Annotated in this window: 24 protein-coding genes and 2 pseudogenes; 8 read left to right on the forward strand and 18 right to left on the reverse strand. The window is 59.7% G+C overall.

What is annotated here, in order from left to right:
- Window positions 1-6: 6 nt before the first annotated feature.
- From J2R78_RS41630 to J2R78_RS41665, 8 genes are all read right to left on the reverse strand, one after another.
- A complete protein-coding gene (locus tag J2R78_RS41630; RefSeq protein WP_253610328.1) occupies window positions 7-1,743 on the reverse strand; it encodes a fumarate reductase/succinate dehydrogenase flavoprotein subunit in 1,737 nt (578 codons plus the stop codon).
- A 9-nt stretch (window positions 1,744-1,752) separates the two neighbouring features.
- Window positions 1,753-2,046 carry a gamma-butyrobetaine hydroxylase-like domain-containing protein gene (locus J2R78_RS41635; RefSeq protein ID WP_253610327.1) on the reverse strand — a complete coding sequence of 98 codons (294 nt, stop codon included), beginning with the start codon at window positions 2,044-2,046 and terminating at the stop codon, window positions 1,753-1,755.
- 654 nt (window positions 2,047-2,700) lie between these two features.
- Complete coding sequence (locus J2R78_RS41640; protein ID WP_253610326.1) at window positions 2,701-2,931, reverse strand: hypothetical protein; 231 nt, start codon at window positions 2,929-2,931, stop codon at window positions 2,701-2,703.
- Window positions 2,912-3,706, reverse strand: coding sequence for a helix-turn-helix domain-containing protein (locus tag J2R78_RS41645; protein ID WP_253610325.1), 795 nt, complete (start codon window positions 3,704-3,706; stop codon window positions 2,912-2,914). The genes J2R78_RS41640 and J2R78_RS41645 overlap by 20 nt, the downstream gene beginning before the upstream one ends.
- The gene (locus J2R78_RS41650; protein ID WP_253610324.1) at window positions 3,691-3,909 is read right to left on the reverse strand and encodes a hypothetical protein; all 219 of its coding nucleotides are present in this window, start codon (window positions 3,907-3,909) and stop codon (window positions 3,691-3,693) included. The genes J2R78_RS41645 and J2R78_RS41650 overlap by 16 nt, the downstream gene beginning before the upstream one ends.
- 634 nt (window positions 3,910-4,543) lie before the next feature.
- Complete coding sequence (locus J2R78_RS41655; protein WP_253610323.1) at window positions 4,544-4,891, reverse strand: DUF3088 domain-containing protein; 348 nt, start codon at window positions 4,889-4,891, stop codon at window positions 4,544-4,546.
- Window positions 4,892-6,266: 1,375 nt separating this feature from the next.
- Window positions 6,267-6,461: a hypothetical protein gene (locus tag J2R78_RS41660; protein ID WP_253610322.1), complete on the reverse strand. Its 195-nt coding sequence runs from the start codon at window positions 6,459-6,461 to the stop codon at window positions 6,267-6,269.
- Window positions 6,462-6,530: 69 nt separating this feature from the next.
- Window positions 6,531-6,701 (reverse strand): hypothetical protein, encoded by a 171-nt coding sequence (locus J2R78_RS41665; RefSeq protein WP_253610321.1) that lies wholly within the window; start codon window positions 6,699-6,701, stop codon window positions 6,531-6,533.
- A 268-nt stretch (window positions 6,702-6,969) separates the two neighbouring features.
- Here J2R78_RS41665 and J2R78_RS41670 point away from each other — a divergent pair, with 268 nt between their 5' ends.
- Window positions 6,970-8,424: an FAD/NAD(P)-binding protein gene (locus J2R78_RS41670; RefSeq protein WP_253610320.1), complete on the forward strand. Its 1,455-nt coding sequence runs from the start codon at window positions 6,970-6,972 to the stop codon at window positions 8,422-8,424.
- A gap of 700 nt (window positions 8,425-9,124) precedes the next feature.
- Window positions 9,125-9,316, forward strand: coding sequence for a hypothetical protein (locus tag J2R78_RS41675; RefSeq protein WP_253610319.1), 192 nt, complete (start codon window positions 9,125-9,127; stop codon window positions 9,314-9,316).
- 67 nt (window positions 9,317-9,383) lie between these two features.
- Here the strand turns inward: J2R78_RS41675 and J2R78_RS41680 are convergent, their stop codons facing one another.
- The 5 genes and pseudogenes from J2R78_RS41680 to J2R78_RS41700 all read right to left on the reverse strand — a co-directional run.
- Window positions 9,384-9,560, reverse strand: coding sequence for a hypothetical protein (locus tag J2R78_RS41680; protein WP_253610317.1), 177 nt, complete (start codon window positions 9,558-9,560; stop codon window positions 9,384-9,386).
- Window positions 9,561-9,571: 11 nt separating this feature from the next.
- Window positions 9,572-10,396: a MetQ/NlpA family ABC transporter substrate-binding protein gene (locus J2R78_RS41685; protein WP_253610316.1), complete on the reverse strand. Its 825-nt coding sequence runs from the start codon at window positions 10,394-10,396 to the stop codon at window positions 9,572-9,574.
- A 15-nt stretch (window positions 10,397-10,411) separates the two neighbouring features.
- On the reverse strand, window positions 10,412-11,818 hold the full coding sequence (locus J2R78_RS41690) for an LLM class flavin-dependent oxidoreductase (RefSeq protein WP_253610315.1): 1,407 nt from the start codon (window positions 11,816-11,818) through the stop codon (window positions 10,412-10,414).
- A gap of 7 nt (window positions 11,819-11,825) precedes the next feature.
- Window positions 11,826-12,038, reverse strand: a pseudogene (locus tag J2R78_RS41695) (DL-methionine transporter permease subunit); the annotation flags it as partial.
- Window positions 12,039-12,568: 530 nt separating this feature from the next.
- Window positions 12,569-13,596: pseudogene (locus tag J2R78_RS41700) on the reverse strand (LLM class flavin-dependent oxidoreductase); the annotation flags it as partial.
- A 36-nt stretch (window positions 13,597-13,632) separates the two neighbouring features.
- On the opposite strand from J2R78_RS41700, the gene J2R78_RS41705 reads away from it, so the two are divergent.
- The 4 genes from J2R78_RS41705 (at window position 13,633) to J2R78_RS41720 (ending at window position 15,139) form a co-directional block, all read left to right on the forward strand.
- Window positions 13,633-13,806 (forward strand): hypothetical protein, encoded by a 174-nt coding sequence (locus J2R78_RS41705; protein WP_253610314.1) that lies wholly within the window; start codon window positions 13,633-13,635, stop codon window positions 13,804-13,806.
- A gap of 292 nt (window positions 13,807-14,098) precedes the next feature.
- Window positions 14,099-14,284, forward strand: coding sequence for a hypothetical protein (locus J2R78_RS41710; RefSeq protein ID WP_375167188.1), 186 nt, complete (start codon window positions 14,099-14,101; stop codon window positions 14,282-14,284).
- Window positions 14,285-14,330: 46 nt separating this feature from the next.
- Window positions 14,331-14,903, forward strand: a complete 573-nt coding sequence (locus tag J2R78_RS41715) for a flavin reductase family protein (protein ID WP_253610313.1) — start codon at window positions 14,331-14,333, stop codon at window positions 14,901-14,903.
- Between the two features lie 38 nt (window positions 14,904-14,941).
- Window positions 14,942-15,139 carry a hypothetical protein gene (locus J2R78_RS41720; RefSeq protein ID WP_253610312.1) on the forward strand — a complete coding sequence of 66 codons (198 nt, stop codon included), beginning with the start codon at window positions 14,942-14,944 and terminating at the stop codon, window positions 15,137-15,139.
- 8 nt (window positions 15,140-15,147) lie between these two features.
- Here J2R78_RS41720 and J2R78_RS41725 read toward each other — a convergent pair whose 3' ends face one another.
- Window positions 15,148-15,456, reverse strand: a complete 309-nt coding sequence (locus J2R78_RS41725) for a hypothetical protein (protein ID WP_253610311.1) — start codon at window positions 15,454-15,456, stop codon at window positions 15,148-15,150.
- 56 nt (window positions 15,457-15,512) lie between these two features.
- On the opposite strand from J2R78_RS41725, the gene J2R78_RS41730 reads away from it, so the two are divergent.
- A complete protein-coding gene (locus tag J2R78_RS41730; RefSeq protein WP_253610309.1) occupies window positions 15,513-15,887 on the forward strand; it encodes a serine O-acetyltransferase in 375 nt (124 codons plus the stop codon).
- A gap of 44 nt (window positions 15,888-15,931) precedes the next feature.
- Here the strand turns inward: J2R78_RS41730 and J2R78_RS41735 are convergent, their stop codons facing one another.
- From J2R78_RS41735 to J2R78_RS41750, 4 genes are all read right to left on the reverse strand, one after another.
- Window positions 15,932-16,837 (reverse strand): AEC family transporter, encoded by a 906-nt coding sequence (locus J2R78_RS41735; RefSeq protein WP_253610307.1) that lies wholly within the window; start codon window positions 16,835-16,837, stop codon window positions 15,932-15,934.
- Between the two features lie 5 nt (window positions 16,838-16,842).
- Window positions 16,843-17,700: a TSUP family transporter gene (locus tag J2R78_RS41740; RefSeq protein ID WP_253610305.1), complete on the reverse strand. Its 858-nt coding sequence runs from the start codon at window positions 17,698-17,700 to the stop codon at window positions 16,843-16,845.
- A gap of 611 nt (window positions 17,701-18,311) precedes the next feature.
- Window positions 18,312-19,254, reverse strand: a protein-coding gene (locus tag J2R78_RS41745) for an IS630 family transposase (protein ID WP_141343507.1) whose coding sequence is annotated in 2 segments (ribosomal slippage) — window positions 18,312-18,914 and window positions 18,916-19,254 — 942 coding nt in all. Because the reading frame shifts where the segments join, the coding sequence is not laid out codon by codon here.
- Between the two features lie 1,018 nt (window positions 19,255-20,272).
- Complete coding sequence (locus tag J2R78_RS41750) at window positions 20,273-20,590, reverse strand: hypothetical protein (RefSeq protein ID WP_253610303.1); 318 nt, start codon at window positions 20,588-20,590, stop codon at window positions 20,273-20,275.
- A gap of 843 nt (window positions 20,591-21,433) precedes the next feature.
- Between J2R78_RS41750 and J2R78_RS41755 the strand changes: the two genes are divergently transcribed.
- A complete protein-coding gene (locus J2R78_RS41755) occupies window positions 21,434-22,162 on the forward strand; it encodes a metallophosphoesterase family protein (RefSeq protein WP_253610302.1) in 729 nt (242 codons plus the stop codon).
- The last annotated feature ends 263 nt before the right edge of the window (window positions 22,163-22,425 follow it).

Here is a 22,425-nt window from a genome sequence, read left to right on the forward strand (position 1 = left end):
CATCTTTTAGGCGTGCTGGCGGATGCGCTGGCGGTCGTAAGCCGACCGCTCGGATTCGTCGATCGGGACGATATAAGGTGCAATTGCCCGCTTCTCCGCGGTCATGCGCCCGTTCTGCTTGCGCAGGATCGCATGGCAGAACCATTCGTCGTCGTTCTTCCCGGGATAGTCGACGCGGTGGTGGTAGAGGCCCCAGCGGCTCTCGGTGCGGAACAACGAGGCGAACGCCGCCATCTCGGCGCAATCGAGAATCGAGGCAACCTCCAGCGAGCGCATCAGCTCGTGCGCATCGCGGACCACCATCGCATGTTCCATGTCGTCGCGGATTTCGGCGAAGCGCGCTTGGGCGAGCTTCATCTTCGCGGTCACCTTTGGCGGCTGAAGATAGTCGTTCACGAAGCGGCGCGTCTTGTATTCGAGCTGGTTCGGCGGAATTCCGTCCTCCCGCTTCGTCGGCGCCAGCACACGGTCGCGCTCCTGTGAGACATCGCCGGAATCATAGTCGGGAAGATCGATATTGGCCGCGAATTCGGCAGCGTAGTCCCCGGCAACCGCACCGTTGGTAAAGGCGCCGAGCATGTAATTGTGCGGCACACTCGCCATGTCGCCGGCCGCATAGAGGCCAGGCACCGTGGTGCGCGCGAACTCGTCGACATAGACGCCGGATGCGCTATGGCCCGAGCAGAACCCAATTTCGGAGATATGCATTTCGATCATACGCTCGCGGTAATTGGTACCGCGATTGTCATGAAAGCGCCCGCGCGACGGCCGCTCGACATTGTGCAGCACGGCCTCGATCTTGCCGATAGTGTCGCTATGCAGATGATTGAGCTTCAGGAACACTGGGCCCTTGCCGGATTGCAGCTCATTGTAGAACTCCTGCATCATCTGGCCGGACCAGTAGTCGCACTCGATGAAGCGGTTGCCCTCGCTGTTGGTGGTGTAGGCTCCGAACGGACCGGCCACGTAGGCGCAAGCGGGGCCGTTGTAGTCCTTGATCAGTGGATTGATCTGGTAGCATTCGAGATTCGCCAGGCCTGCCCCGGCGTGGTAGGCCATCGCGTAGCCGTCGCCGGAATTGGTGGCATTCTCGTAAGTACCCCAGAGATAGCCTGACTGTGGCAGGCCAAGCCGCCCCGCCGCACCTGCGCAGAGAATCACGGTCTTTGCGCGCAACACGAGGAATTCGGCGCTGCGCGTATTGACCGCGATCGCGCCCGCAATCTCGCCGTCGCGCCCGGTTAGCAGACGCGTTGCCATATAGCGGTTGGAGATCAGTACCTTTTCGCGGCGCAACTGCCGGTACAGTGCTTTCTTGACGGTATCGCCATTCGGCATCGGCAGCACATAGGAGCCGAGATGATGCACCTTCTTGACGTCGAAATCGCCATTCTCGTTCTTCTGGAACTTGATGCCGAAACGATCGAGCTCCTGGATGATGTCGAAGCAGCGTGAGGCGTACTTGTAGACCGGCGCCTGGTCGCAGATGCCGTCGTTGGCGATCGTGATTTCCTTGGTGTATTGCTCGGGCGTGGCGTAACCGGGAATGACCGCATTGTTGAGGCCGTCCATGCCCATCGCGATCGCGCCGGAGCGCTTGACGTTCGCCTTTTCCAACAGGACGACGCGCGCCGCGGGATTTTTTCGCTTGGCCTTGTACGCCGCCATCGGCCCGGCCGTCCCGCCGCCGATCACCAGGACGTCGCAGGCAATTTCCATCAGTCCGTCTTTGATCTCGTCCATGTCGCGACCTCAGGCTGGCTGCTGTTCTGCGAGTTCCCGCAGATAGGACCAGGGGTAGATGCCTCGGTCGTGCCCGTCGGAGAACGACAGCCGCAAGGCGTAATTGCCGACTGGCTCGATGCCGGCGACATGAAGGCCCGGCGCAATCACGAGCTCGATGCCGTCCACCTGCCGGCGGATTTCGCTGGCCGCGCGGCTCGCCCGGCGTAGCGTCTCCACGCCGAGCAGGTGGGTTCCGCGGTCCGGCCAGGTCAACGCCAGCGCAGTTGAATTGTCCCGCAACTCGACCTGAATTGGTTGCACGTTTTACCTCACATTCTCACGCTTACGGCTTTTACGCTGGCTTGGCCGGCCGCCGCCCGCAATAAATTGCTTTCGCCTTCCGTCAGCGCAGGACCCGACCGGCCCTGTTCGACTGATCCACCCTTCGTTCGGCCTCCCCGGCACCGTACCAAGGCAGCCGGCGACGTACGCTGCGTTCGAGCAGGAGATCGGCCGTGAACCCCATCGCGCCGTGCACGATCAAGCCGACGACTATCTGATCGACTCGAAATGGCTGTTGCGACATTTGGGCTCACGAGCGGAAATGAGCCGACGAACCTTCATCCGGCGTTTCGAAGATGGGACGGGCAGTTCACCGGCCATGGTAGGTCGCGCAGGCGCGCGCGGCGATGGCTCGCGGCCTTCTGGAGGTAACGCAGCCGGCGCCGCGCACTACCGGGCGTCCTTGCGTGCATCCGGCACCTAAGGCCGGAGTAGAGTAGCGACATCGCCCCAGCACCTAGAAACCAAAGATATCCAAGATAACGGACATTTATCCGCTATAGCGCCCAATTCGCTGGTTTTGGCTCCCGCCGATTCCAGTTTCTTGGAGAAAAGAGAAGGAGATAAAAGTTTCATTATTTGTGAATTGTACAGATCATTCTATCCCCTAGACCGAAGCAACTAAGTTCTTTCCTACTCTGGAATTGGGAGTCCGAAGATGAATGCCGCGATGCAGATGATGCCGATGCCCATGATGATGGGCGGCATGATGAACCCGATGATGTCCGGCGGCATGATGCCGATGGGCATGTCGATGATGGGTATGCCGATGATGATGGGCTGCCAGGTGAAGTGCACCATGACGCCCGCCGGTATGGCCTGCGAAATGACGCCGACCGACCCATCAATGAAGGACATGTTCATGAAGTGCTGTGAAAGCATGACGAACATGATGCAGATGGGAATGCCCATGATGGTGTGCTGCGGCGGCATGATGATGATGTGCATGCCGATGAAGACAGCGGCCTGACCCGACAGACCTGTTCAGAAGCTCTGGGCCGGACACTGTCCGGCCCTTTTTGTTGCGCCGGCGCAACGGTTTGACACCAAGGCGTCCGCGCGAATTCTTGTAAACGTGCGGAACGTCTGCATCGAACAGGATCGCATCTCCTTCGGTGAGCGTCATTGGCTTGTCGAGGCCGACCGTAATCTCCACCACCCCTTGCGCGACGAAAAGATTTTCGCGCGTGCCCGTCGCGCGGGGCTCTGCTGTCTCACGGTGGAGGGGCGCGATTCGCAGCTCGTAGAACTCGACCTTCCTGTTGTCGTCGAACGGAAACAGCGCCCGCGACGTGAATTGGCCTTGGCTCGAGGAAAGAAGCTTCGCATCGCTCCGCCTGAGAACCACCGGACCACGCGAGATCTCCGCCTGCAAGAGATTGGCAAAGGGAACGCGAAGCGCGTTGGCAACCTTCCATAACAGGGCGATGGTCGGTACGCTCTTTCCGGTCTCAATTTGCCCGAGCATCGCGCGGCTGACGCCGGACTGTTTGGCAAGCCGCTCCAGCGAATGGCCTCGACTGGTTCGCAGGCGCCGCAGATTGCGGCCGACGACGGCCGGCAGATCCATATCGGTCAGCGATGGAGCATCCGCGTCCGACGATGGCGCGACACTGCTACCGGTCACGAAGCGTCCCATTGCGAGGCCGCGCCCGTGGCTGGCCCAACCGGCACCCAGAACCAGATCGGCCAGAACCAGAACTGCTGAAGCGCGATGCCCCCGACGGCGACCGGGCTCGCCGCGGTGTGCCGAGCGAATTCCCTTGGGTCAGCCTGCCGCTCACGACGGCGCGCCCTGTAGGTGTTCAGATCGATAATGTTCGCCGAATTGCCGTTATCCATAACCTATCGCGTCCACTTCCTTGAAATGTCATGCATGGTAGCCGCAGTCCCTGGCCCGGCAAGCTGCCGCGAAATAAAACAACAAATGTTCCGTAGAAACGACCTGACGGAGCAAAGCGTTCTCACATGCCCCGTCGATGCATCCTTTCCAATATCGGTCGTTATCGATCAGGATCTCGGCAGAGCGAGACGGCGCGTGGCTTGCCGCGGATGGCGCCGATATAGATGAACCGGCCCAGTGATTCCGCGGTTACGACCCGCATTATGCACCGCGAGCGCTCCATTGACAGCAGCAAGCAGATAGGTTTGCAGAAGCTGCACCACGCCCTCTGAACCCGCGCCGCGATACCACGCTCATCTCTGATCTCCGGTGCATCCGTCGAAAGCGTACAAACTACATGCCAACGGTTGAGCCAAGCGGACCGGGCCGGTAAGCAGACAATCGCGTGGGACGCACAACCGTAACCGCCATTCGGCCGTGCGCCCACGCGATCATCCGTTCCGAACGTCTGGCCGGCGCTACCCGACTTGCGCGTTCAGCACTCTCCCGCCGCCTCGGGAGTCGGAATTCAAAATCCAACGCTTGGCGCCTCCACCATCAGCGCCTCGCATCTGGCACCTATTTAACGGCCGCTCACCGGTGAACGTAGGGAAACGCATATCGATCGGCCAAGTATCGGAGGATGCGCTCGGACGAGTCGATAAAGCGCCATCCATTGGCGATGCTAGCGTCCTCGGGCACCGGCTGGCTCTGGTCGAAGACCAGAACCGGAAGCGATTGATGCTGCTCTCCCACAATATCGATGATCACGTTCCGTGGCTTCGGAAACGGCAAGCGATGGATTTCAATCTGCGTGGCTAAACCTGGAAACGACGCGAGAAGCCCCTCAATTGCGTTGCAGTGCGGACAGATGAAAAATCGACCAGGCCGCGCCGGATCTGTGAATCCGGGCTTGAGGAGGAAGAGCCGGTCGCCACTCATGTCTGTTCACCTGTGATTGTAAGGCGGCTGCTTAGGCTCTGCTTCATGTCGACGGCTCGATGATTCATCGCTCCAGCGTTAGCATTCTGCATTTTCAACGTCGCACGATCGTAAGGCCGAACACTTGCTAGTCAATGAAATGAAATCTGCGTTGTTGGTCGACAGGCGTAACGTTCGCTTCGGCGGCAATGTTTGCGCTAGAATGAACGCGATTAGACCCGCGGTCCGCCGCCTGCCCTTCGTACGAAGAGGTCGCGTTGGGGCATAATGCGGAGGCGTTGCCGCCGCGGACCCTAACAGGGGGCGAAGCACAACGGGCAGCGTTGACGCGCGCATCCGCGATTGCTTCTGAACGAGTCGTTCGGCGCGCTGCATGCGCTGGGCCGAATTCATGTGCACGGGCCCGTGGGCGTCTTTGCCTTCGCCACTCCGCCGCCGTGCTGCTGGTTACGCACGACGGCGATGAGGCGATCTCCCTCGCCAGTCCGATCATCGTTCTCATCGGACGGATGCGCCGCAACCGGGTTTGACCTCGGTGCATCGTCTGTGAAGAGCATGCCGCTCCGCCGGAATTGAAGTCGCGCCCAGTTTTGTGTCCCGGTTCAGGATGCCGGCAACAGCGCTTGGTGGTCAGCTCTTTTGGATTGGCAAGCCGCCACCGCTGATCGCCGCGGGCACAACCGGGGCGTCAATGTCATGCTCACCTGGAAAGCCCGGCTTGACGATCGCGCAAACACCTGTCGCCAAGATCCGTTCCGCAACCCTCGTTCGTGTAACCGTCTAAAAAGGCAAAGACCTCGCCGAACAGAACACGGCGAGGCCCCTCTTTGCGCGATTGGACCCGGGGAGCTACCGAGCATCCGAATATTAACACGACGCCAGGTCACGTCTAGGGCAAGTCGATCTCGTTGCGGGGTCGGATAATTGTCGCCCGTAGACTGATTCGCTGCTTCGCGCCAAGGTCGCTGGTTCACAAATCGTCTCTGCTATCCCCACCAATCAAAACATACGTTCTACGCGAGTCGTGTGCGCTGAATGAAGCTACTAGACTCTATTCTTGCAATCGCCGTTGTGTTCAACGTGCACCGGAGCGTGATACTCTAATGTCCTGGTTCTTGACTGTATTGGTGGCAAATTGAATTACCTCGCTTCGCTACTCTCGCTACTTTCGTAGACGCCTCTCCTTCGATCAACGGCGGTGCGCGGTCGACGTCTTGTTACGACATGACGTTCTAGACCAGACCATAAGCGCTCCCCTTCCCACGAGTTGCCGAACTGCAAGGGACGGGCGGCTCTGCACAAGCTGTCTTCGATTTTAAAGAACTGCTGCGCTCGCAGGTATCCTTATGGGCGACACTCAAACGCGGGTCGACAACTACTCTCCGGCGACACGACGCCGCTCCGCGAACAGTGCCCGTGCCGCGCGTTCCGCATCGCGCGCAGAACGAAACTCACGGCCCTCGAGGCGATCGAAGATTCGATCGGAAGAGAAGAAGTGATAGCTGCGCCTTTCTTTTGTGACGATGCCTGCGGTGTAGCTTTCGATTTCGATGATATAGGCGTTGGACATGCTGGCTCAATCGCCGGTCTTTGCGGCGCTCCCGTCTGACGATGTGATCTTGATTTAACTACAGATGGATCAACGACAGGCGTCGGTCGCCGCGGAGAAGCAACGCCGCAGCCAGTGCTTGCGCACATCCCCGGTGGCGGGTGTTTGAGCCATTCTCATGCCTATAGCCTTTGGCAGAGCGATCTCTGCCTGACGAATATCCAACGATTTCGCCAAACCGTCAATGAAATGGCTCTTCATATTTGGCCCTCGCAACGCGCCTGTCCGTCTCCTCGGGCGGCAAACGATGGAATGCCACAAGCCGCGTGAAAAGGTCGCAGCACAGCATCGCGAACGTCGACAGCATCGACATGCGATCCAGGCGCCGGTTCCTAACGTTCCTGCACTTCCGCACTCCTTGTTTGAAGAAAATTACTCTCTTCAACGTGTCAGCGCAATTTACGCGCCAGGATCGGGAACGAGGCGGGCGTCGTTGCATTGATTTCGGTGCCAACGGGGGTGCCGTCTCATGCGCGATTTTGCGAAAAGGCATGCGATCATCATCGGCGGCGGCGCAAGCGGCGTGTTGCTCGCCTATCAGCTTCTGCAAAACCGGGAGTTGGGATTTCGTGTCACACTGATCGAGCGACGGCTCGCGATCGGCCGTGGTCCCGCCTATCACACCAGCAATCCCGAACACGTCCTGAATGTCCGCGCCGCCAACATGAGTGCGCTGCCGGAGGATCCGGAGCATTTCTGGCGCTGGCTTTCGAACCGCCGAGAGGGGCCGCAGTGTCCTGATCCGTATTGTTTCGTGCCGCGGCGGACTTATGGCGATTATCTTGCAAGCCTTGTCACACCGTTCACGTCGTCCGAAGGTGGAGCCCGTCGCCTGACCATTGTGCATGGCCAATGCGTGGATGTCGTCGAAGGCACTGCGGGCGTCACCGTGACACTTGACAGCAGTTCATCCCATACTGGCGATGTCGCCGTCCTGGCCACCGGAAATGAGAGCCCGGTTGCCAGATTCCCCTGCGACGCCGATCCCTGGGCAGCGCCGTCCACATCTGTCGATGGGGATGCAACGGTGCTGATTCTCGGCACGGGGCTTACGATGGTCGACTACCTATTGTCCTTGCTGCGAGGCGGTCATCGGGGCCAGATTGTCGCAATGTCGCGACGCGGCCTTTTGGCCAGAGCTCATCGCCGCACGGATCCGGCTCGAATCGACGAAAGCGACGTTCCCTTCGGGGCGAGCGCCAGCCAGTTGCTGCGGTGGCTACGCGTCCGCATCGAAGCGCAGATGGCCGCGGGGGGCGATTGGCGCAGCGTAATAGATGCCCTCAGACCGCATACGCAACGGCTCTGGCAGGAGCTCCCGCTCGCCTCCAGGCGGCGATTCCTCGAGCACGCACGCGCCTGGTGGGACATCCACCGCCATCGTACGGCGCCCGAGGTTGAGATGCGCCTCACCCAGGTGCTCGCATCGGGGCGCCTCTCGCTGGTGGCTGCGAAGATCACCGGCATCGAGCCGAATGCTTCCGGCGCGCTGGTTCGCTATCGCCGGCGAGGCCAACAGGATACCGCCAGCCTCCAGGTCGGCTTGATCGTCGATTGCACGGGCATTGTGAAGGACCCCCGGGCGACCGACAATCCTGTGATCCAGTGCCTGTTCGAGCATGGCCTGGCACGCGCGGACGCCCTGCAGATCGGGATCGACATCGCAAATGATTGCGCCGTGATCAACCGGAACGGCATTGCTTCGCGGCGGCTGTTCGCTGTGGGCCCACTCACCCGCGCTGCTTTCTGGGAGATCGTCGCGATTCCTGACATCCGCAACCAGTGCGCCAAACTGGCACCACGTCTAGCGGCCGTCTGCGATCTGATAGTCGTCGCCGCACCAGACTTACCGGCGCTGAATGGAGAAGCGTCGCCACTGGCAGCAGACGATGCCGGGAACAATGCTGTAAGGATCAGCTATTGAACCCGATGCGAATGAGCGCGGACAGTCAGTCCCTCTGCATGAAGTGCTTGGCCTTGGGGGCAACTTGATCATTTCGATTGAATGGTCTTCAGCCGAGCAACGTCCGAGCCCGCTATTCATACGCGGGTGATGATGCCCCCGCCGCAATGCTCCCAATGGCGAACTGCAAGGCATGATTCCGCCGTCGGCGTGGTGAGGCCAAGGTTGGGCGCCTGGCGATGCCAAAAAAACGCAAAAGGCAATGAAATACCGAGGAATTGCCCGGCTAGGAGAGTGATATCCCGTTGGACCCGACTGATGAGAACAATGCGATCGCAGATATGCTTTGCCGCGCGGCCCCAGTTCGAACCCGGCTATGGGTCGCGATGCAACCTACCTGCTGGGGCGCCAGCAGGTTCAGGATTGATCTCAGGCGTTCCTACGTGAGCCGTGGGCGAGCAGCTTACTTGAGCTCTTGACAGCACAAGTCGTTTGCCTGACTCGTATCCAAGCTTTCCTGATGACATAGGAAAGCCGTATGCCATCCAAGGGCGACAATGACGACCGACGAGAAATTGGCCCAGCTGCGCGCTAGCAGGAATAGCATCGCCCGCTATCGCCGGCTGCTCCGGACGGGACGCGTGGAAGTCGAGCGACAAGCGATAGAACTCCGCCTCGCTAACACGATCAGTCCTGTTGTCATCTGCTCCGTAAGAGGCTCATGAGCGAGTTGCAGAAACTGCCTCTGGCCGAGGCTATCCGACTTCGCTGGGTCATGCGAGACATACGCGCACGGCGCTTTGTCACCAGCCCGTTACATGCGGCCGACGTCCAGGCACTTACCGAGATGGGCTACGTAGAAACCCGGGATGGATTTCCCGCGTTAACGGCTGCGGCGTTGAATGAGATCTGAAACAAGAATAGCCGTGCCGAATGTTTTGCGTTGGATATGCGTCAGTGCGCAATCCATCATCGGCTACTCAACTCGTTGATACCGCTGATTCCACGTGATCGTTGGCCGCAGCTCCACGATTGCCGGTCAAACGATCCGGCACGGCCGCTATGCCGTCAGCCAGCACATCGCCAAGCGACTGATGCCAGCCAAGCACCGCCAGCTTGAAGACCTCGACACGCAAGGAACGGTGAAGCTGTCCCAAGCGTCTGTCGTTCACCACACCGGCACGATGAAGCGGCCGTATTTCTTGGTGATATAGTCCTTCACCTCCGGCGAACGATAGATCGCGACGAAGCGCGAGAGCCGCGGGTCATCCTTTCGGTCGGTCCGCGCCACGAACTGCAGCGCGTAGCGCGGATCGCCAAATCCATCGGCGATCAGCAGGCTTTCGGGATCGCCGCCCGAGGCAATCAGATAGTTGATGCTGACCTGCGCGAGCTCGACGTCGTCGAGGATCCGCGGAAGCTGCGGCGCCTCGATCTCCAGGAATTTCAGATTCTTGGGGTTTTCAACAATATCACGAACGCTGGCTTTATCGCCCGCCCCCTCACGCAGCTTGATCAGGCCCGCCTTCTCGAACAGCAGCAATCCACGCGCTTCATTCACGGGATCGTTGACCACCGCAGCACGCGTTCCGGAATGAACCTCGCTAATCTTGGCGATCTTCTTTGAATACAAACCGACAGGGAGCACATAGGTGGGAGCGATCGGTGTAAACGTATAGCCGCGCGCCGCGATGGCGTTATTCAGGAACGGCGTGTGCTGGAACAGGTTGGCATCGATATCCCCGCTTTGCAGCGCCTCATTCGGCGTCACCCAGTCGGAAAACTCGATGACCTTGACGTCAAGTCCCTGCTCCCTGGCGCGTGCGGCTGCAAACTGCAGGATATCGGCAACCGGTCCGCCCGACGTGCCGACTTTCAGCCGCTCGGCAGCCTCGCCCGGCCGAGCGAACCCAACGGCGAACACGGCGCCCGCCGCGACCATCGCAAGCAGGAAGCGCCGGTGATAACCACCGATTTCGATACCGCCTTTCATCCAAGTCTCCCTTCTTTATGTGGCAGGCGGCGGGGCCGTCCGTCGCCGACATCGATTTCGCGACCACGCCGATGGGATGCCCCCAGTGTGGGGTTCAGGCAAGCGCGCCGATCGGCCGAACAGTTTTTGACGCAGGGTCCCTTCGCGATACGACGTCTTGTAGACGCCGCGCTCCTGCAGGATCGGTACGACCAGATCGACGAAATCCTCCAATCCATCCGGCGCCACGACCCGGCTGAGGTTGAAACCGTCGATCCCGGTGTCCTCGACCCAGCCCTGGAACTCGTCCGCCACTTCCTCCGCCGACCCGACAAACGGCTTTGTCCGGCTGCCGAGCCCCATTTCGCCAAGCAGTTTTCGGAGCGTCCATTGCTCGCTTGAACGCGTGGTCAGCGCCTCCAAAATCGACTGCATCGCATTGGTATGCTCGTGCTGGAGCGGCGCATCGAGATCCTCTTTCGCGTAATCGATCCCAACCGAACTTGCGAAATGTGCGAGAGCTCCCTCGACGCTGCCGTAATGCTTGTAGTCGGCGAATTTCTCTTCCGCCTCCTTGCGCGTGCGCCCGACCACAATCGCGCGACTTGCGAAGACGACGATATCCTCCGGACTGCGACCGTTCCTGACCGCTTGTGCCCGCACGTCCTTGACCAGCGCGCGCACGTTGTCCTTGGTCAAAGTCGCCAGAAAGATGCACTCGGCGTGCCGGGCCGCGAAAGCCCGGCCCCGGGTCGAAACGCCAGCCTGGAAAAGAACCGGCGTACGCTGCGGCGAAGGTTCGCTGAGGTGGATGGCATTGAAACGGTGACGCCGCCCGATATGGTTGATCGCATGAACTTTCGCCGGATCCGCGTAGATGCGGTTGACCCGGTCGGCGACAACAGCGTCGTCTTCCCAACTTCCCTCGAGAAGCTTGTACATCGCCTCCATGTAGTCGTCGGCAAGATCATACCGGTCATCATGCTCGATCTGCCGCTCAAGTCCCATCGCCCGTGCGGCGCTGTCGAGATAGCCGGTGACGACGTTCCATCCTGCCCTGCCCTTGGTGAGGTGATCGAGCGTCGATAGCCGGCGGGCGAACAGATAGGGCGTCTCATAAGTTGCGTTCGACGTGACGCCGAAGCTGATATTCCTGGTCACCGCCGCCATGACCGGAACAACAAGCAGCGGATCATTAATCGGAATTTGTACCGCGCCGCGAATCGAGGCCGCCGGCGAGCCGTCATAGACGTCGTAAACGCCGATAATGTCCGCGAGGAAGATCGAGTCAAACAGGCCGCGCTCGGCCGTCCTCGCCAAATGCTGCCAATACTCGATATCTGTGTAACACGGCGACTGATCGCGGGGATGAGACCACATCCCGTGCTGGATGTGGCCGACGCTATTCATGTCGAAGGCGTTGAGCCGGATCTCTTTTGGCATAACCCGCTCACCGATGGCGCAGGCGCCGGTTGACCCGACGAGCCAGATAGTCACCGGCGGTTTGTACCGTCTGGACCAGCGCGATCAGAACGACCACCACTGCGCGCATCATTTCCGGCATGAAGCGCTGCTAACCATAGCGGATGCCGAGATCGCCAACGCCGCCACCGCCCACGGCTCCAACCATCGCAGAGTAGCTGAGCGGGCTCACGACTACGAGGGCCGACAGCTTTTCGGCGCGTCCTGTCATGGATCACTCTCCGCAAGTCCAATGTCGCGCGGCGCAGTATTGGCGCCGCATCGCACAACATCGCGTGAGGCCATACGTCTGGCAATTTCAGATAGTTGCGCCGATGTGGGCGAAACTTCCCTTGGCATGCGCGGCAAAAGAAGATTCGTGTGGCGGCATACGCGCCATTTTCTTTGATCGCAGAACGCAGAAGCACTCTTTGCATCCGCGGCGCGATTCGGGCCGAATCTTCTTTTCGCTGCACGGCTTCGGCCGCTTGTCTCGAGGCCGCGCGCTATCTCGTTGAACTCACTCGTCCTGCAGAAGAAGCGCGGCGACGATGGCGGATGCAATGTCGGAACCGCAATTTCGGCCTGGCGAGCGTGCTCGAGCACAAGGCGCGCATGAGCATGCTACGGAATAGTACCACAGCTCGCCCCTGCGCGATCATTTTGGTCTCGCAAAGCTGCGAACCGCTTTGCCAGGTCCCGACCGGCCGCGGCTTCGGTCTGAGATCGCGCCGCCGGCTCGGCCGTCCGCGCGGTTTGTGCCCGCGGCACCCGCGGGATGACCTCCAGGGCAAACCGGCGCATCTCCGCCTTAAAGGGCTGAAACGGCAGCATGAACAATTCGATTCCCGCGTTGTGGAAGCAGCGAATGCGCGCCGCCACCTCGTCATACCTGCCGACGAGACCGGCGGCCGTTCCGCCATTGGTGCCGACACAGCGCGTCTTCTGCATTGTCTGCATCATGACGACCTTTGGATCGGTATTTTGGCAGGATCGCCTTCATCGGCACATCCTTTGCCGCGCAAGGGCCAGCAAGCGCTCGTGCTCGGCATGCGCTTGCTCACGGGCCACGACGAAGACAGCGAGCCCGAACCGCAGCGGCAGCGCGCCGGGAACGCGGATGTGCCGCCACATCTGCCACCAGCCCGGCGACATCAGCCAGCAGCTGCCCATTGATGAGCCAGACATCACCATGGTCGGCGACCAATGCGCGGGCGGGCTCAGATTCGCCTCCGACATAGATAGTGGGCCGCTGCCGGTAGAGGCTCGTCGGCCGCAGCACATAGTCGAGCACCTCGAAATGCCTGCCACTGTAGGTGAGCCGCTCCCCCTCCATCAGCCCGTGACACCACCGAAATCCATTCACGGCCGTAGGCGTCGCGCTTGTCATGATCGGCAAAGCCGATGCCCGCTTTCTCAAGCTCGGGACGATTCCAGGCGTTGACCAGATTGATCGCCAAGCGGCCGCGACTGATGTTTTCGATGCCTAGCGCTATCTTGGCGAGCACGACGGGGATGATAGAGGTACGGTTTGATTGCCGCAATGATCTCGATCCGGCTCGTCAGTGCCGCGATCACAGCTGCCGCACTCCACGCCTCGAGCTGATCGAACTCCTCGATATGCGGGTTGATCGAGTGCTGGGCGATCAGGGTCGCGCATAGCCGAGTTCCTCTGCAGCAAGGACCAGACCGCGAGTGCGCTCCCATGACGCACGATAGGGCTCATCGGGATCTTGGTATGCGCCGCGCGAACCGTGCACGACCGCCTAAATGCCAAGCGAGGAGACGTTGCTGTCATGGAGCCTCTGTTCGCGCCCTTGCTTCGTGAGTGCTTGCGTCGTTTCGCGCGAACACAGGTTGTTTTGACCTCCGGACGCATCAAGTTCAAGCACAACCGCATCAGAAAGATGTTCTTTGCCGCGTGGGCACGCGCGGAGAAATCAGAACGCTTCGGAACCAATGACAATTGAAAAACCGCTCTATTTCTGTTTGCCGCATTTCGTGGGACAATTTCACGCGTGTGATGACGATTGCTGTTGGCAGCAGAGCAGCGAGTGCCGGCTCACGCGCCTGTTTGCTGCACAGCATAATCGACGTGCGGTTCACGGGCTCCAATGACCCGACAGAATGAACAGGACTCGACTCAGCCTTGAGCAATATCGAGCAAACCCTCTCAGGAGCTAAATTTGATCAGGCGCGGACGGACGCCTCACAGCGCCCGCCCGCTACGCTAGGCAAGCTTAACCTGCTGGTGAGTTCGCGATTCGCGGCGACAGCCTGCTGTTTGACGTCGGCGGGGCATCGGCGACCAAGAAAGTGACCAATTTGGACCGCCACTGGCGCAATGCCCGCACGCTCTCGTCGCACAATCCGACCACTTACAAGGTGCGCTCGATCGGCCAGTACGAAATCAATGCTACACCGCTGCCTGCCAAAGGCTACTTCTAGAGGAAGCCCAAGCAGCCGGTATCCGCTGATACCCAGGGAGAGACGGATGGGACGGCCAGATATTCACCTCGCGAGTGGAAGTCACGAGATCGAAGATCAGTTTCGCGCCGTGATGCGGCGCCTTGCCGGCGGGGTCAGCATCATCACCGCCGGACGCGACAACAATATAACAGGGATGACCGTTACTTCGCTGACGTCGCTGAGCGCAACTCCGCCCCGCCTGCTCGTCAGCGTGAGCCGCCAGGCGTCGTCGTTTGGCCCGATCGAACGCCACCGCGTGTTCGGCGTGAATATCCTTGGATCGAACCAGCAGGAGCTGGCGAGCCGGTTCAGCAATGGAAAGCTCAAGGGAGCGCAGCGTTTCGAGAGGATCCCATGGTCGGCAGGATCGTCTGGCGTGCCCCTGCTTGGCAATGCTCTTGCCTCGATGGAGTGCCAGGTTGAGGAAATCATCGAACGCTATTCGCACGGAATCATCATCGGCAGTCTTTTGAGCTTCGATCTGTCGCCTCGCCTCTCCGGGCTGGTTTACTGGAATGGTCAGTACATCGAGATCAACCACGAGCTTGACCTCGATCTCCTCGCGGAAATCAGCATTCCCCTGGCCCATGTCAGGTGAACGGGTCAACTAGCCACAACTGATGGGATTGTTGCGGCATGAAGCACGAAAGTTTCCAAGCACTGTCCGACGACGGCGTGCGCAACCCGGCTCATCCCGTGCAGAACTGCTGGCATCTCGCGCCGGTTGTTGCCGCGCTGCGCGTCTCCCGGGTGGAGACCCGCAGCATCCGCCGCATGGCGAGGCACGCCGGCCACCATCACGTGATGCCCTTCAGGCGATCCTGGATGGCCTGACCGAAGCGCTATTCCCGCGTCCTTATGGTCCGTTCGAACCCGACGGCGAGAATATCGACTTCTTCGTCGGCAACCGTCCGAGCACCGCTCTCGACCGGCTCTGTGACCAAGTCCACCACGCCGCGCTCTTCATTGGCGAGGACCTCACGCCCTGCTTCCGGCACGATGCAATCGATCTGACGCGCAAATTTGCCTCGCAGCTCCGGGACGTGCGCGGGCTCATCATCAGCGATCTCCGCACCGCCTTCGTGGGCGATCCCGCGGCCAGGAACTTTCCAGAGATCCTGATTGGTTACCCCGGGGATGAGCGCAATCATCCACCACCGTCTGACTCACATCGTCCATCAGCTTGGCCACGGTTGATTGCAAGGCTATGGCGGAGATCGCGCACGCCAGGACCGGCGTCGACATTCATCCCGGAGCCAGCATCGGCTCCGGCTTCTTCATGGATCACGGCACCGGTGTCGTCATCGGCGAGACCGCGATCATCGGCGACAATGTGCGCATTTATCAAGCGGTCACCCTTGGCGCACGGCATTTTCCGATCGACGACGAAGGCACTTTGATCAAGGGCGACGCCCGGCACCCGATCGTGGAGGACGATGTCGTGATCCACGCCGGTGCCGTCATCCTTGGCCGGATCACGGTCGGCCGGGGCTCGACGATCGGTAGCAATGTCTGGCTGACCCATGACGTGCCTTCGAACAGTATCGTGACGCAGGCCACCGCTCGCAACAGGCCACGCTAGTAACCTTGGGGCTGACCATATCTGATGGGACTCGAGTTCCGTGTTCACAGGTGATGCAGAGCGTACGACCACAGCGGCAGCGTCAAGAACGAAAGGCATATGCCAAGCCCGACCATCAGCGATACCAAGGGCGGGTTGAGACCATGCTGCACGGCGACGATCGCACCGCCGATTTGCGGCCCCATCGCGGCTTCGAACAACGTCACCCGTGTGGTTTCGTCCACCGACCTTAAGATGCCGCAGTACAGCAGTGCCAGCACGACGGGCGCAAGAAGCAGCTTGAACCCGAGGCCCGCCGCGAGCGCGGTCACAAGACCGTTGCTTTGATCAAACCTCAGTTGCAACCCTACGGACACGAGAGCCAGCGGCGCGAGCGTGTCGCCCAATCGCTTTAAGGCGTCGACGACCCAGCTGGGGAGCTCAAGCGGCATCAGAGCGAAGGCGACCACCAACGCAATGAGCGGTGGGAACAGGACAATCCGCTTGAGGATGGCAGCCTTCGATTCCTTGCCTGCGGAATAAATGGCTGCAACGGTGATGCCCAACGTGCTTAGCACGAGATAGGTCCCGAGCTGGTCGATCAAGATGCCGGTTGCCATGCTCGGGGCGCCAAAAAACGCCTCGATCATTGGCAGGCCAACAAAAGACGTATTGGCAAGACCTCCGGCAAGCATCAGTGCGCCGGTCGTTTCCCGCGAAAACTTCAAGCGGCCAGAAAGCGCCCAGAAGAACCAGACTCCCAAACCGAACATCAACCAAGGCATCGCAATGCTAAACAGCAGCGAAGTCCGTAGCTGGACACTATGGATTTGCAGAACGATAAGCGCGGGCAGGGATATGTGAATGATAAAGGCGTTCAGCGCGAAATGGCCATTCTCCGGGATCTTCTTGGCAACACGCAGCGCAATTCCAAGTAGCAAGCAGAAGAAGAGTAGAATGATGTTGTTCATTGCATCTACTCCGGACGCCCGCCGCTGGTTGACGAGGTCGATGCAGCGGCCGTCACGTTAAGTGCCGAATACAAAAGGTGCCCACCATTGAAGACCAGAAACACCGCAAAGAGCCCTGCCAGGACACGGGCCGGTAGCCAATGCGCAGCCGCCACACCAATACGAACGGTCACGAGCGTTCCGGCGACGAGCGCCGCCAAGGCAGGCAAGTTGATGTAGCCAAGCATCCAGTGACCGAGCGGCACATTGCGACCCTCCCAGGCATAAGCGAGAGTCCCCGCCAGACTGACGGGGAGACCGATCGCGGCCGAAGTGCCGATCGCATTCTTCGGCTCCATGCCGGCCGCCTTGAAATAAGGTGTGAATAGAGTTCCGCCGCCGATCCCGGCGAGAGCCGCAATGCCACCGAAAGCCAGGCTGAACAATCTCAGTGAGGAACCACGCCGCGCCACCGTTTGCAGCGCGCCGATCTTTGATACGTCGGTCACCATCAACGCAGCCGCAAACAGCTGAAAGCACGCCACAAACACCAGTAACGGGATCGCGGGTGCTTCGGAAGCGAGTGCGCTGCCCAACGCGACGCCGATCACCACCCAAGGCGTCGTTCGACGGATGACATCGGTTGAGGTGCTGCCGCGGCAATAATGGCCATATGCGCTTTGTGCCGCCGAAAACACAATTGCCGCCATAGACGTTCCAAGCGCCATCGCGACAGCGTGCTGCGGGTCAGTCCCCGTCGTCTTGAATGCGTAGACCAGCACCGGGACCATGATCAATCCCCCGCCGATGCCGAACAGACCGGCGAAGAACCCCGCAGCTATCCCACTCAATCCGAACACAGCCAGAGTAAACTCAGCTCCCACTGCGTCCTCCTCCTGCGTTTGACGGGACTGACCGCGGCGCGGCTTGCCGCTGGAACAGCGACCGCTTGGCTATCACGCGCAAACCTCGGAAGAGTACGCTGCGGCAATTGAGCGACGATTTGGAGGACGATCGTGCTGCCACAATGCTCGCAAACCAGTGAGCCGCATCCTCGGAGCGCCGACGCTGAGCGCTCCCCCACACTTCGGCGAAATTGTTGCCTCTAAAATCATCCTGCACGACCGCGATTCCTTGAAAGATTCGATGACGTCAATTTGTACTACAAATAGGCTTCCATCAGCTTGGCCGAATTCGACCCCGCAAAGTGATTCCGATAATCCTTCGACCGCGACGCATTCGCGCGCCGTCACGTGCGTCCATGTAACGAATGGATCGATCGAGGCAATGTCTAACGTTGCTGGCGTCACGACGGCCCCGTCGGCAGATTCACTATCATTTGCTAGGGGAATGCCGCCATCGCTATGAAGTCGTCAGGAGTCGCTCCCGGCGAGAACGCGTCAAGGTATATCGCGATCAGAAGCATGATCGACATCATCGCGTAGCCCGCCAGGATTGCGAGGTCGTAGCTAGAGCATTTTCCACATGATGTGGATCATCTGGTGTATCCAGCATGCCTAAAGTAGTTGGCACACATCTGCGGCGCAAACGACTTGACGAGTTTGCCGATGAGTTTGAGCAGGGCTTGGACCGTGCGGGTGGCGCCTTTGCGCAGCGCAGCTTTCAACCGGGAGAAGGCCTGTTCGATCGGATTGAGGTCGGGCGAGTAGGCCGGCAGATAACGCACGCGGGCGCCGACAGCCTCGATCGCCTCGCGGACACCGGCGATCTTGTGAGTGCGCAAGTTGTCCATGAAGACGATGTCGCCCTTGCGCAAGGTCGGCGCCAGGACTTGCTCGACATAAGCCAGGAACGAGGGCCCATCCATTGCACCGTCGATGACATAGGGCGCCGTGAGGCCATCGATGCGCAGCGCGGCGACAAGCGTCAGCGTCTTCCAGTGACCATGGGGCACGCCAGAGACGAGGCGCTCACCGCGAGGAGAGCGCCCATAGTGCCGGACCATCTTCGTCGTGACCGCAGTCTCGTCGATAAAGATGAGGCGCGGTGCACGCAGCTTGGGCTGCTCGGCTTTCAGCGCGGCACGCTCGGCAGCGACGTCAGGTCGATCCTGCTCGGCGGCGTGCAGTGTTTTTTTTGAAGGTGATGCTGTGACGGTCGAAGAAACGCCAGATCGAACCGATGCCGGCCTTTTGCTTTCTCTGAGAGCGCAGACGCGCGCGGATCTCCTCGAGCGTCAGGTCCGGCTCCGCGGCGATCAGCTCGATCAGCCACTGCTTGTGCTGCTCCAACGGCGAGCGGCTGTGCCCGGTGCCGGGCTTGGCCTCAACGTTTCCGGTCTTCCTCCAACGATCCATCCATCGGATCGTAGTCGAAGCGCCGAGATTGAGAATGCGCGCAGCCTCACGTGCGCTTTCGCCGGACTCAACAAGCTCAACCGCACGCACCCTGAGGTCCTTGGAGTATCCCTTCGCCATCGCATGCCCCGCATGTTGTCGCGGGCAACACCGAATCTGATTTGCGTGCCCGTGGGAATCCCCTTTGACTGTTCCGATTCACCTCAACTGAAAACCGCTCTAGTGTCGTCGACTTGCTTGGGCCGAACTGGCTGACGTTTTGGTTGCTGCACGATTTCCATCGTCCTGTTTCCAATATGGTCGATGCGATTCCGGCACATCATTAAATACATGCGGTGACGACCGAGCAGGTGTGACGCTGTTCACATCGGCCAACAATTAAAGAGGTAACTCCCCTTCTTCGCTGATAACTGTCAGCAAGAGCCTACACCGTCGGGATCGTCCTTTTCAAACGGCACCAATGAGGGCTTGACGTCCCTGTCTTCCAAACGCATTTCGCGGGGCGACGGGCCACCTTCAACGGCAGAGGAACACTCACTATAGCGTTCGCGTGACATATAAAAGATGACCAACCTGATTGAATCGTTTCCGGCGGTTTCTCGTAAAGTGCAGGCTTGGCGTCTACACTCAAGGCGGTACAGTCACATTGCTGGCCGCCGAGACATTCCTAACACTATATCTCGCGCGGCCTCATCGTACGTTGTGTACGAACCTGATACGACGTGGCCATAGTCGGCCACTAGAAGTCGCACCGGGAGAAGACCGGGTGAAGGAAGAAACGCGCGCGCGCGGGCAATCATCCAGCTTGACCTCTCTGAACGGTCCGCCGATCGCCATTCTCGTTGATGTTCCCCGATCCCGCATTTTGTATAAGTACACTCGATAACCATTGCGGTTCTCCATCAGCGCATGGCCTATGTAGCTCAGCTTGGCCGGCTGGCCGTCAGCCTTCGATACCATCAATGCGCATGCCATCAATGAATTCATGATGCGCTTGCAGTGCGTCGCCAAGGCTCTTGGCAGCGGACACAACCTTGCTAGCACTGCTACATAATCCTTTCGGCGCTGTTCGTTGGCCACTTTGCTGTAGGTGGCACGCTCCTTTTCTATCTCAACCAGCAGCAGCTTGCGCGCGCCTCTATCTGCGCGCCCACTTCGCGCATCTCGGCAGCACCATACCAATTCCCTGGCGGCATAGGCGGGCCGGCTCTTCTGGCGATTGCTCGGGTAACAGCGAACCCAGCAGATCGGCTGCGCCCTGATGGCGCAACTTCGGCTGCGGTTTATGGCGCGGCTGCTGAGCCTGCCACGTTGCGATATGTTTGTTTTGCTCTACGGTCAGTTCTCGGCCGCGTTGACCGATCTCCTCGATCTGCGCAACTAGCTCGCGGTCCTTCCGCAGTCGATCCGCATAGCGCTTGTGAGTCTTGCTAATAACTTCGATAACGTCAGGCATTTGTATTCTCCAATAATACGCGTGGCGCGTTATGCAGCATGAGCCGCGATACGAGTTCCGAGAAGGCGGCCGATTTCCGTGTCGGCCTCCCTCGGCGTGTAGTTCCGAAACTCAAGCGCTATAGCTGCGAGCACAGATCCGGGCACGCTGATAGATTTAGCCGAGGAGTCTTCGGGCATTCGCGCGCCAAACGTCATGTCGTTCATGATTATCCCTCGCGCCGACATCAGCCTGACAACTCAACCGCACGACGGGCCAGGGTCTGCAGTCGCTTCCACCAACTCTAAATCAATTAGCGGTACGACGCTGTCATGAGCAACAGAGAGACCGAGAATTCCCCACCAGCGATCCATGCAGGCCTTGGCGCGTGGCTGGTGCGCGGCAACCGGGTGCAGGAGCCCAGTAGATCGCACGAACCGGTGCGAGAATATCTACCGAGCCGGACTTCCGAGCCTCCCCGGCGACCGCTACCTGTTCGCAGTCAAAAGGCCGGTTGAGAGTGAAGTCGTGGCCGCCGTCACGGATTGCGTCCAACAACTGCCGGCTCAATCGTTCCAAATACGATCGCCACAAGACCTCGGTAACGCGCCGACCGCACGCAATGAACCAAACCGCTGCAGAGAAGACACACCCCGGTCGGTAGCTGGCTCTTTGTACGGCTTGTATATTTGCAGCGAGCAAATGCTCGCCGAATCTCATAGCCATCACGCAAGTCGCGTTCGCCTTTTGTTGAAAGGTGTAGGCGGTACAGTATCGGTTCGACTCGAACGTGAACTCGGTATGCCAACCGCCCAGCGTTTTCCGTAGTTAAGCGGCAGAGGGCTCGGACAATCCGAGAGAACGATGGTGGGCGATTCATCTCTTACATTGAGCGCTGATAACCGGCTTTATGTAATCGGCGATATCCACGGTCGCTCGGATCTACTCGATAAGATCGCTGATCTCATCAGACAGGACCTCGCCGATCGCCCGGTCGCCGATGCGTTCACGATAACGCTGGGAGACTACGTTGACCGTGGCCCAGACTCGCGGGGCGTCCTCGACCGGCTTACGCGAAACACGTTTCCTACGCCGTACGTCCCGCTGAAAGGCAACCATGAAGAGATGCTCCAGCTGTTCCTGGTGGACCCGGAGATCGGCGCCGACTGGAGACGCTGGGGTGGGCTCGAGACCATTCAGTCCTATGGCGTGTCAGCCAGCACGCTCATGATCGGAAAGGGATTCGAGCAGACATCCAGGGCGTTTCGCGCCGCGGTACCGGACGAGCATCTTGCGTTTATCTCATCGTTGAAGCTCTCGATCTCCGTTGGCAAATACTTTCTATGCCACGCTGGCGTGCGGCCAGGTATCCCGCTCGACCAACAGCGGCCGACCGATCTGCTCTGGATTCGAGACGAATTCCTGAGCAGTAAGACGGATTTTGGCAAGATCGTCGTTCATGGGCACGCACCTGTCGAGGAGCCTGAGGTACGTCCCAATCGAATCAACGTGGACACAGGTGCATTTACGACCGGTTGCTTGAGCTGCCTTGTGTTGGAACGTGACGCTCAGAGGTATCTGCAGGCGAGGTAGGGAGGAGCGGTACAGGGAGTCCCAATGGTATCTTCCGGAGCAGTGGATGCGTTTGATGACTGGGCCGGACCAGACCACCACTTAGGCAGTATCTGCAGCAATTGACCCCACGGGCACGCGCCCGCCTGCTTGCCGAACTGGAGAGGCTGCATCAGTTGGGCGAAGAAATTCCATATTCGAAGCCGCTGATCGCGGCGCTGCGCGCCGAGTTCGACGACACCGGGGAGCCCTACCGGACTGATAAACGGTCGATGCCGAAATCA

This window comes from Bradyrhizobium sp. USDA 4538, assembly GCF_024171045.1.
Taxonomy (GTDB): Bacteria; Pseudomonadota; Alphaproteobacteria; order Rhizobiales; family Xanthobacteraceae; genus Bradyrhizobium; species Bradyrhizobium australafricanum.

Coding starts and splice junctions, on each gene's coding strand:
- J2R78_RS41630 (WP_253610328.1), bottom strand. CDS start 1,743: ATGGACGAGATCAAAGACGGACTGATGGAAATTGCCTGCGACGTCCTG.
- J2R78_RS41640 (WP_253610326.1), bottom strand. CDS start 2,931: ATGAACATGTCCTTCATTGATGGGTCGGTCGGCGTCATTTCGCAGGCC.
- J2R78_RS41645 (WP_253610325.1), bottom strand. CDS start 3,706: ATGGGACGCTTCGTGACCGGTAGCAGTGTCGCGCCATCGTCGGACGCG.
- J2R78_RS41650 (WP_253610324.1), bottom strand. CDS start 3,909: ATGGATAACGGCAATTCGGCGAACATTATCGATCTGAACACCTACAGG.
- J2R78_RS41655 (WP_253610323.1), bottom strand. CDS start 4,891: ATGAGTGGCGACCGGCTCTTCCTCCTCAAGCCCGGATTCACAGATCCG.
- J2R78_RS41660 (WP_253610322.1), bottom strand. CDS start 6,461: ATGTCCAACGCCTATATCATCGAAATCGAAAGCTACACCGCAGGCATC.
- J2R78_RS41665 (WP_253610321.1), bottom strand. CDS start 6,701: ATGAAGAGCCATTTCATTGACGGTTTGGCGAAATCGTTGGATATTCGT.
- J2R78_RS41670 (WP_253610320.1), top strand. CDS start 6,970: ATGCGCGATTTTGCGAAAAGGCATGCGATCATCATCGGCGGCGGCGCA.
- J2R78_RS41675 (WP_253610319.1), top strand. CDS start 9,125: ATGAGCGAGTTGCAGAAACTGCCTCTGGCCGAGGCTATCCGACTTCGC.
- J2R78_RS41685 (WP_253610316.1), bottom strand. CDS start 10,396: ATGAAAGGCGGTATCGAAATCGGTGGTTATCACCGGCGCTTCCTGCTT.
- J2R78_RS41690 (WP_253610315.1), bottom strand. CDS start 11,818: ATGCCAAAAGAGATCCGGCTCAACGCCTTCGACATGAATAGCGTCGGC.
- J2R78_RS41705 (WP_253610314.1), top strand. CDS start 13,633: ATGGAGCCTCTGTTCGCGCCCTTGCTTCGTGAGTGCTTGCGTCGTTTC.
- J2R78_RS41715 (WP_253610313.1), top strand. CDS start 14,331: ATGGGACGGCCAGATATTCACCTCGCGAGTGGAAGTCACGAGATCGAA.
- J2R78_RS41720 (WP_253610312.1), top strand. CDS start 14,942: ATGAAGCACGAAAGTTTCCAAGCACTGTCCGACGACGGCGTGCGCAAC.
- J2R78_RS41725 (WP_253610311.1), bottom strand. CDS start 15,456: ATGATTGCGCTCATCCCCGGGGTAACCAATCAGGATCTCTGGAAAGTT.
- J2R78_RS41730 (WP_253610309.1), top strand. CDS start 15,513: ATGGCGGAGATCGCGCACGCCAGGACCGGCGTCGACATTCATCCCGGA.
- J2R78_RS41735 (WP_253610307.1), bottom strand. CDS start 16,837: ATGAACAACATCATTCTACTCTTCTTCTGCTTGCTACTTGGAATTGCG.
- J2R78_RS41750 (WP_253610303.1), bottom strand. CDS start 20,590: ATGCCTGACGTTATCGAAGTTATTAGCAAGACTCACAAGCGCTATGCG.
- J2R78_RS41755 (WP_253610302.1), top strand. CDS start 21,434: ATGGTGGGCGATTCATCTCTTACATTGAGCGCTGATAACCGGCTTTAT.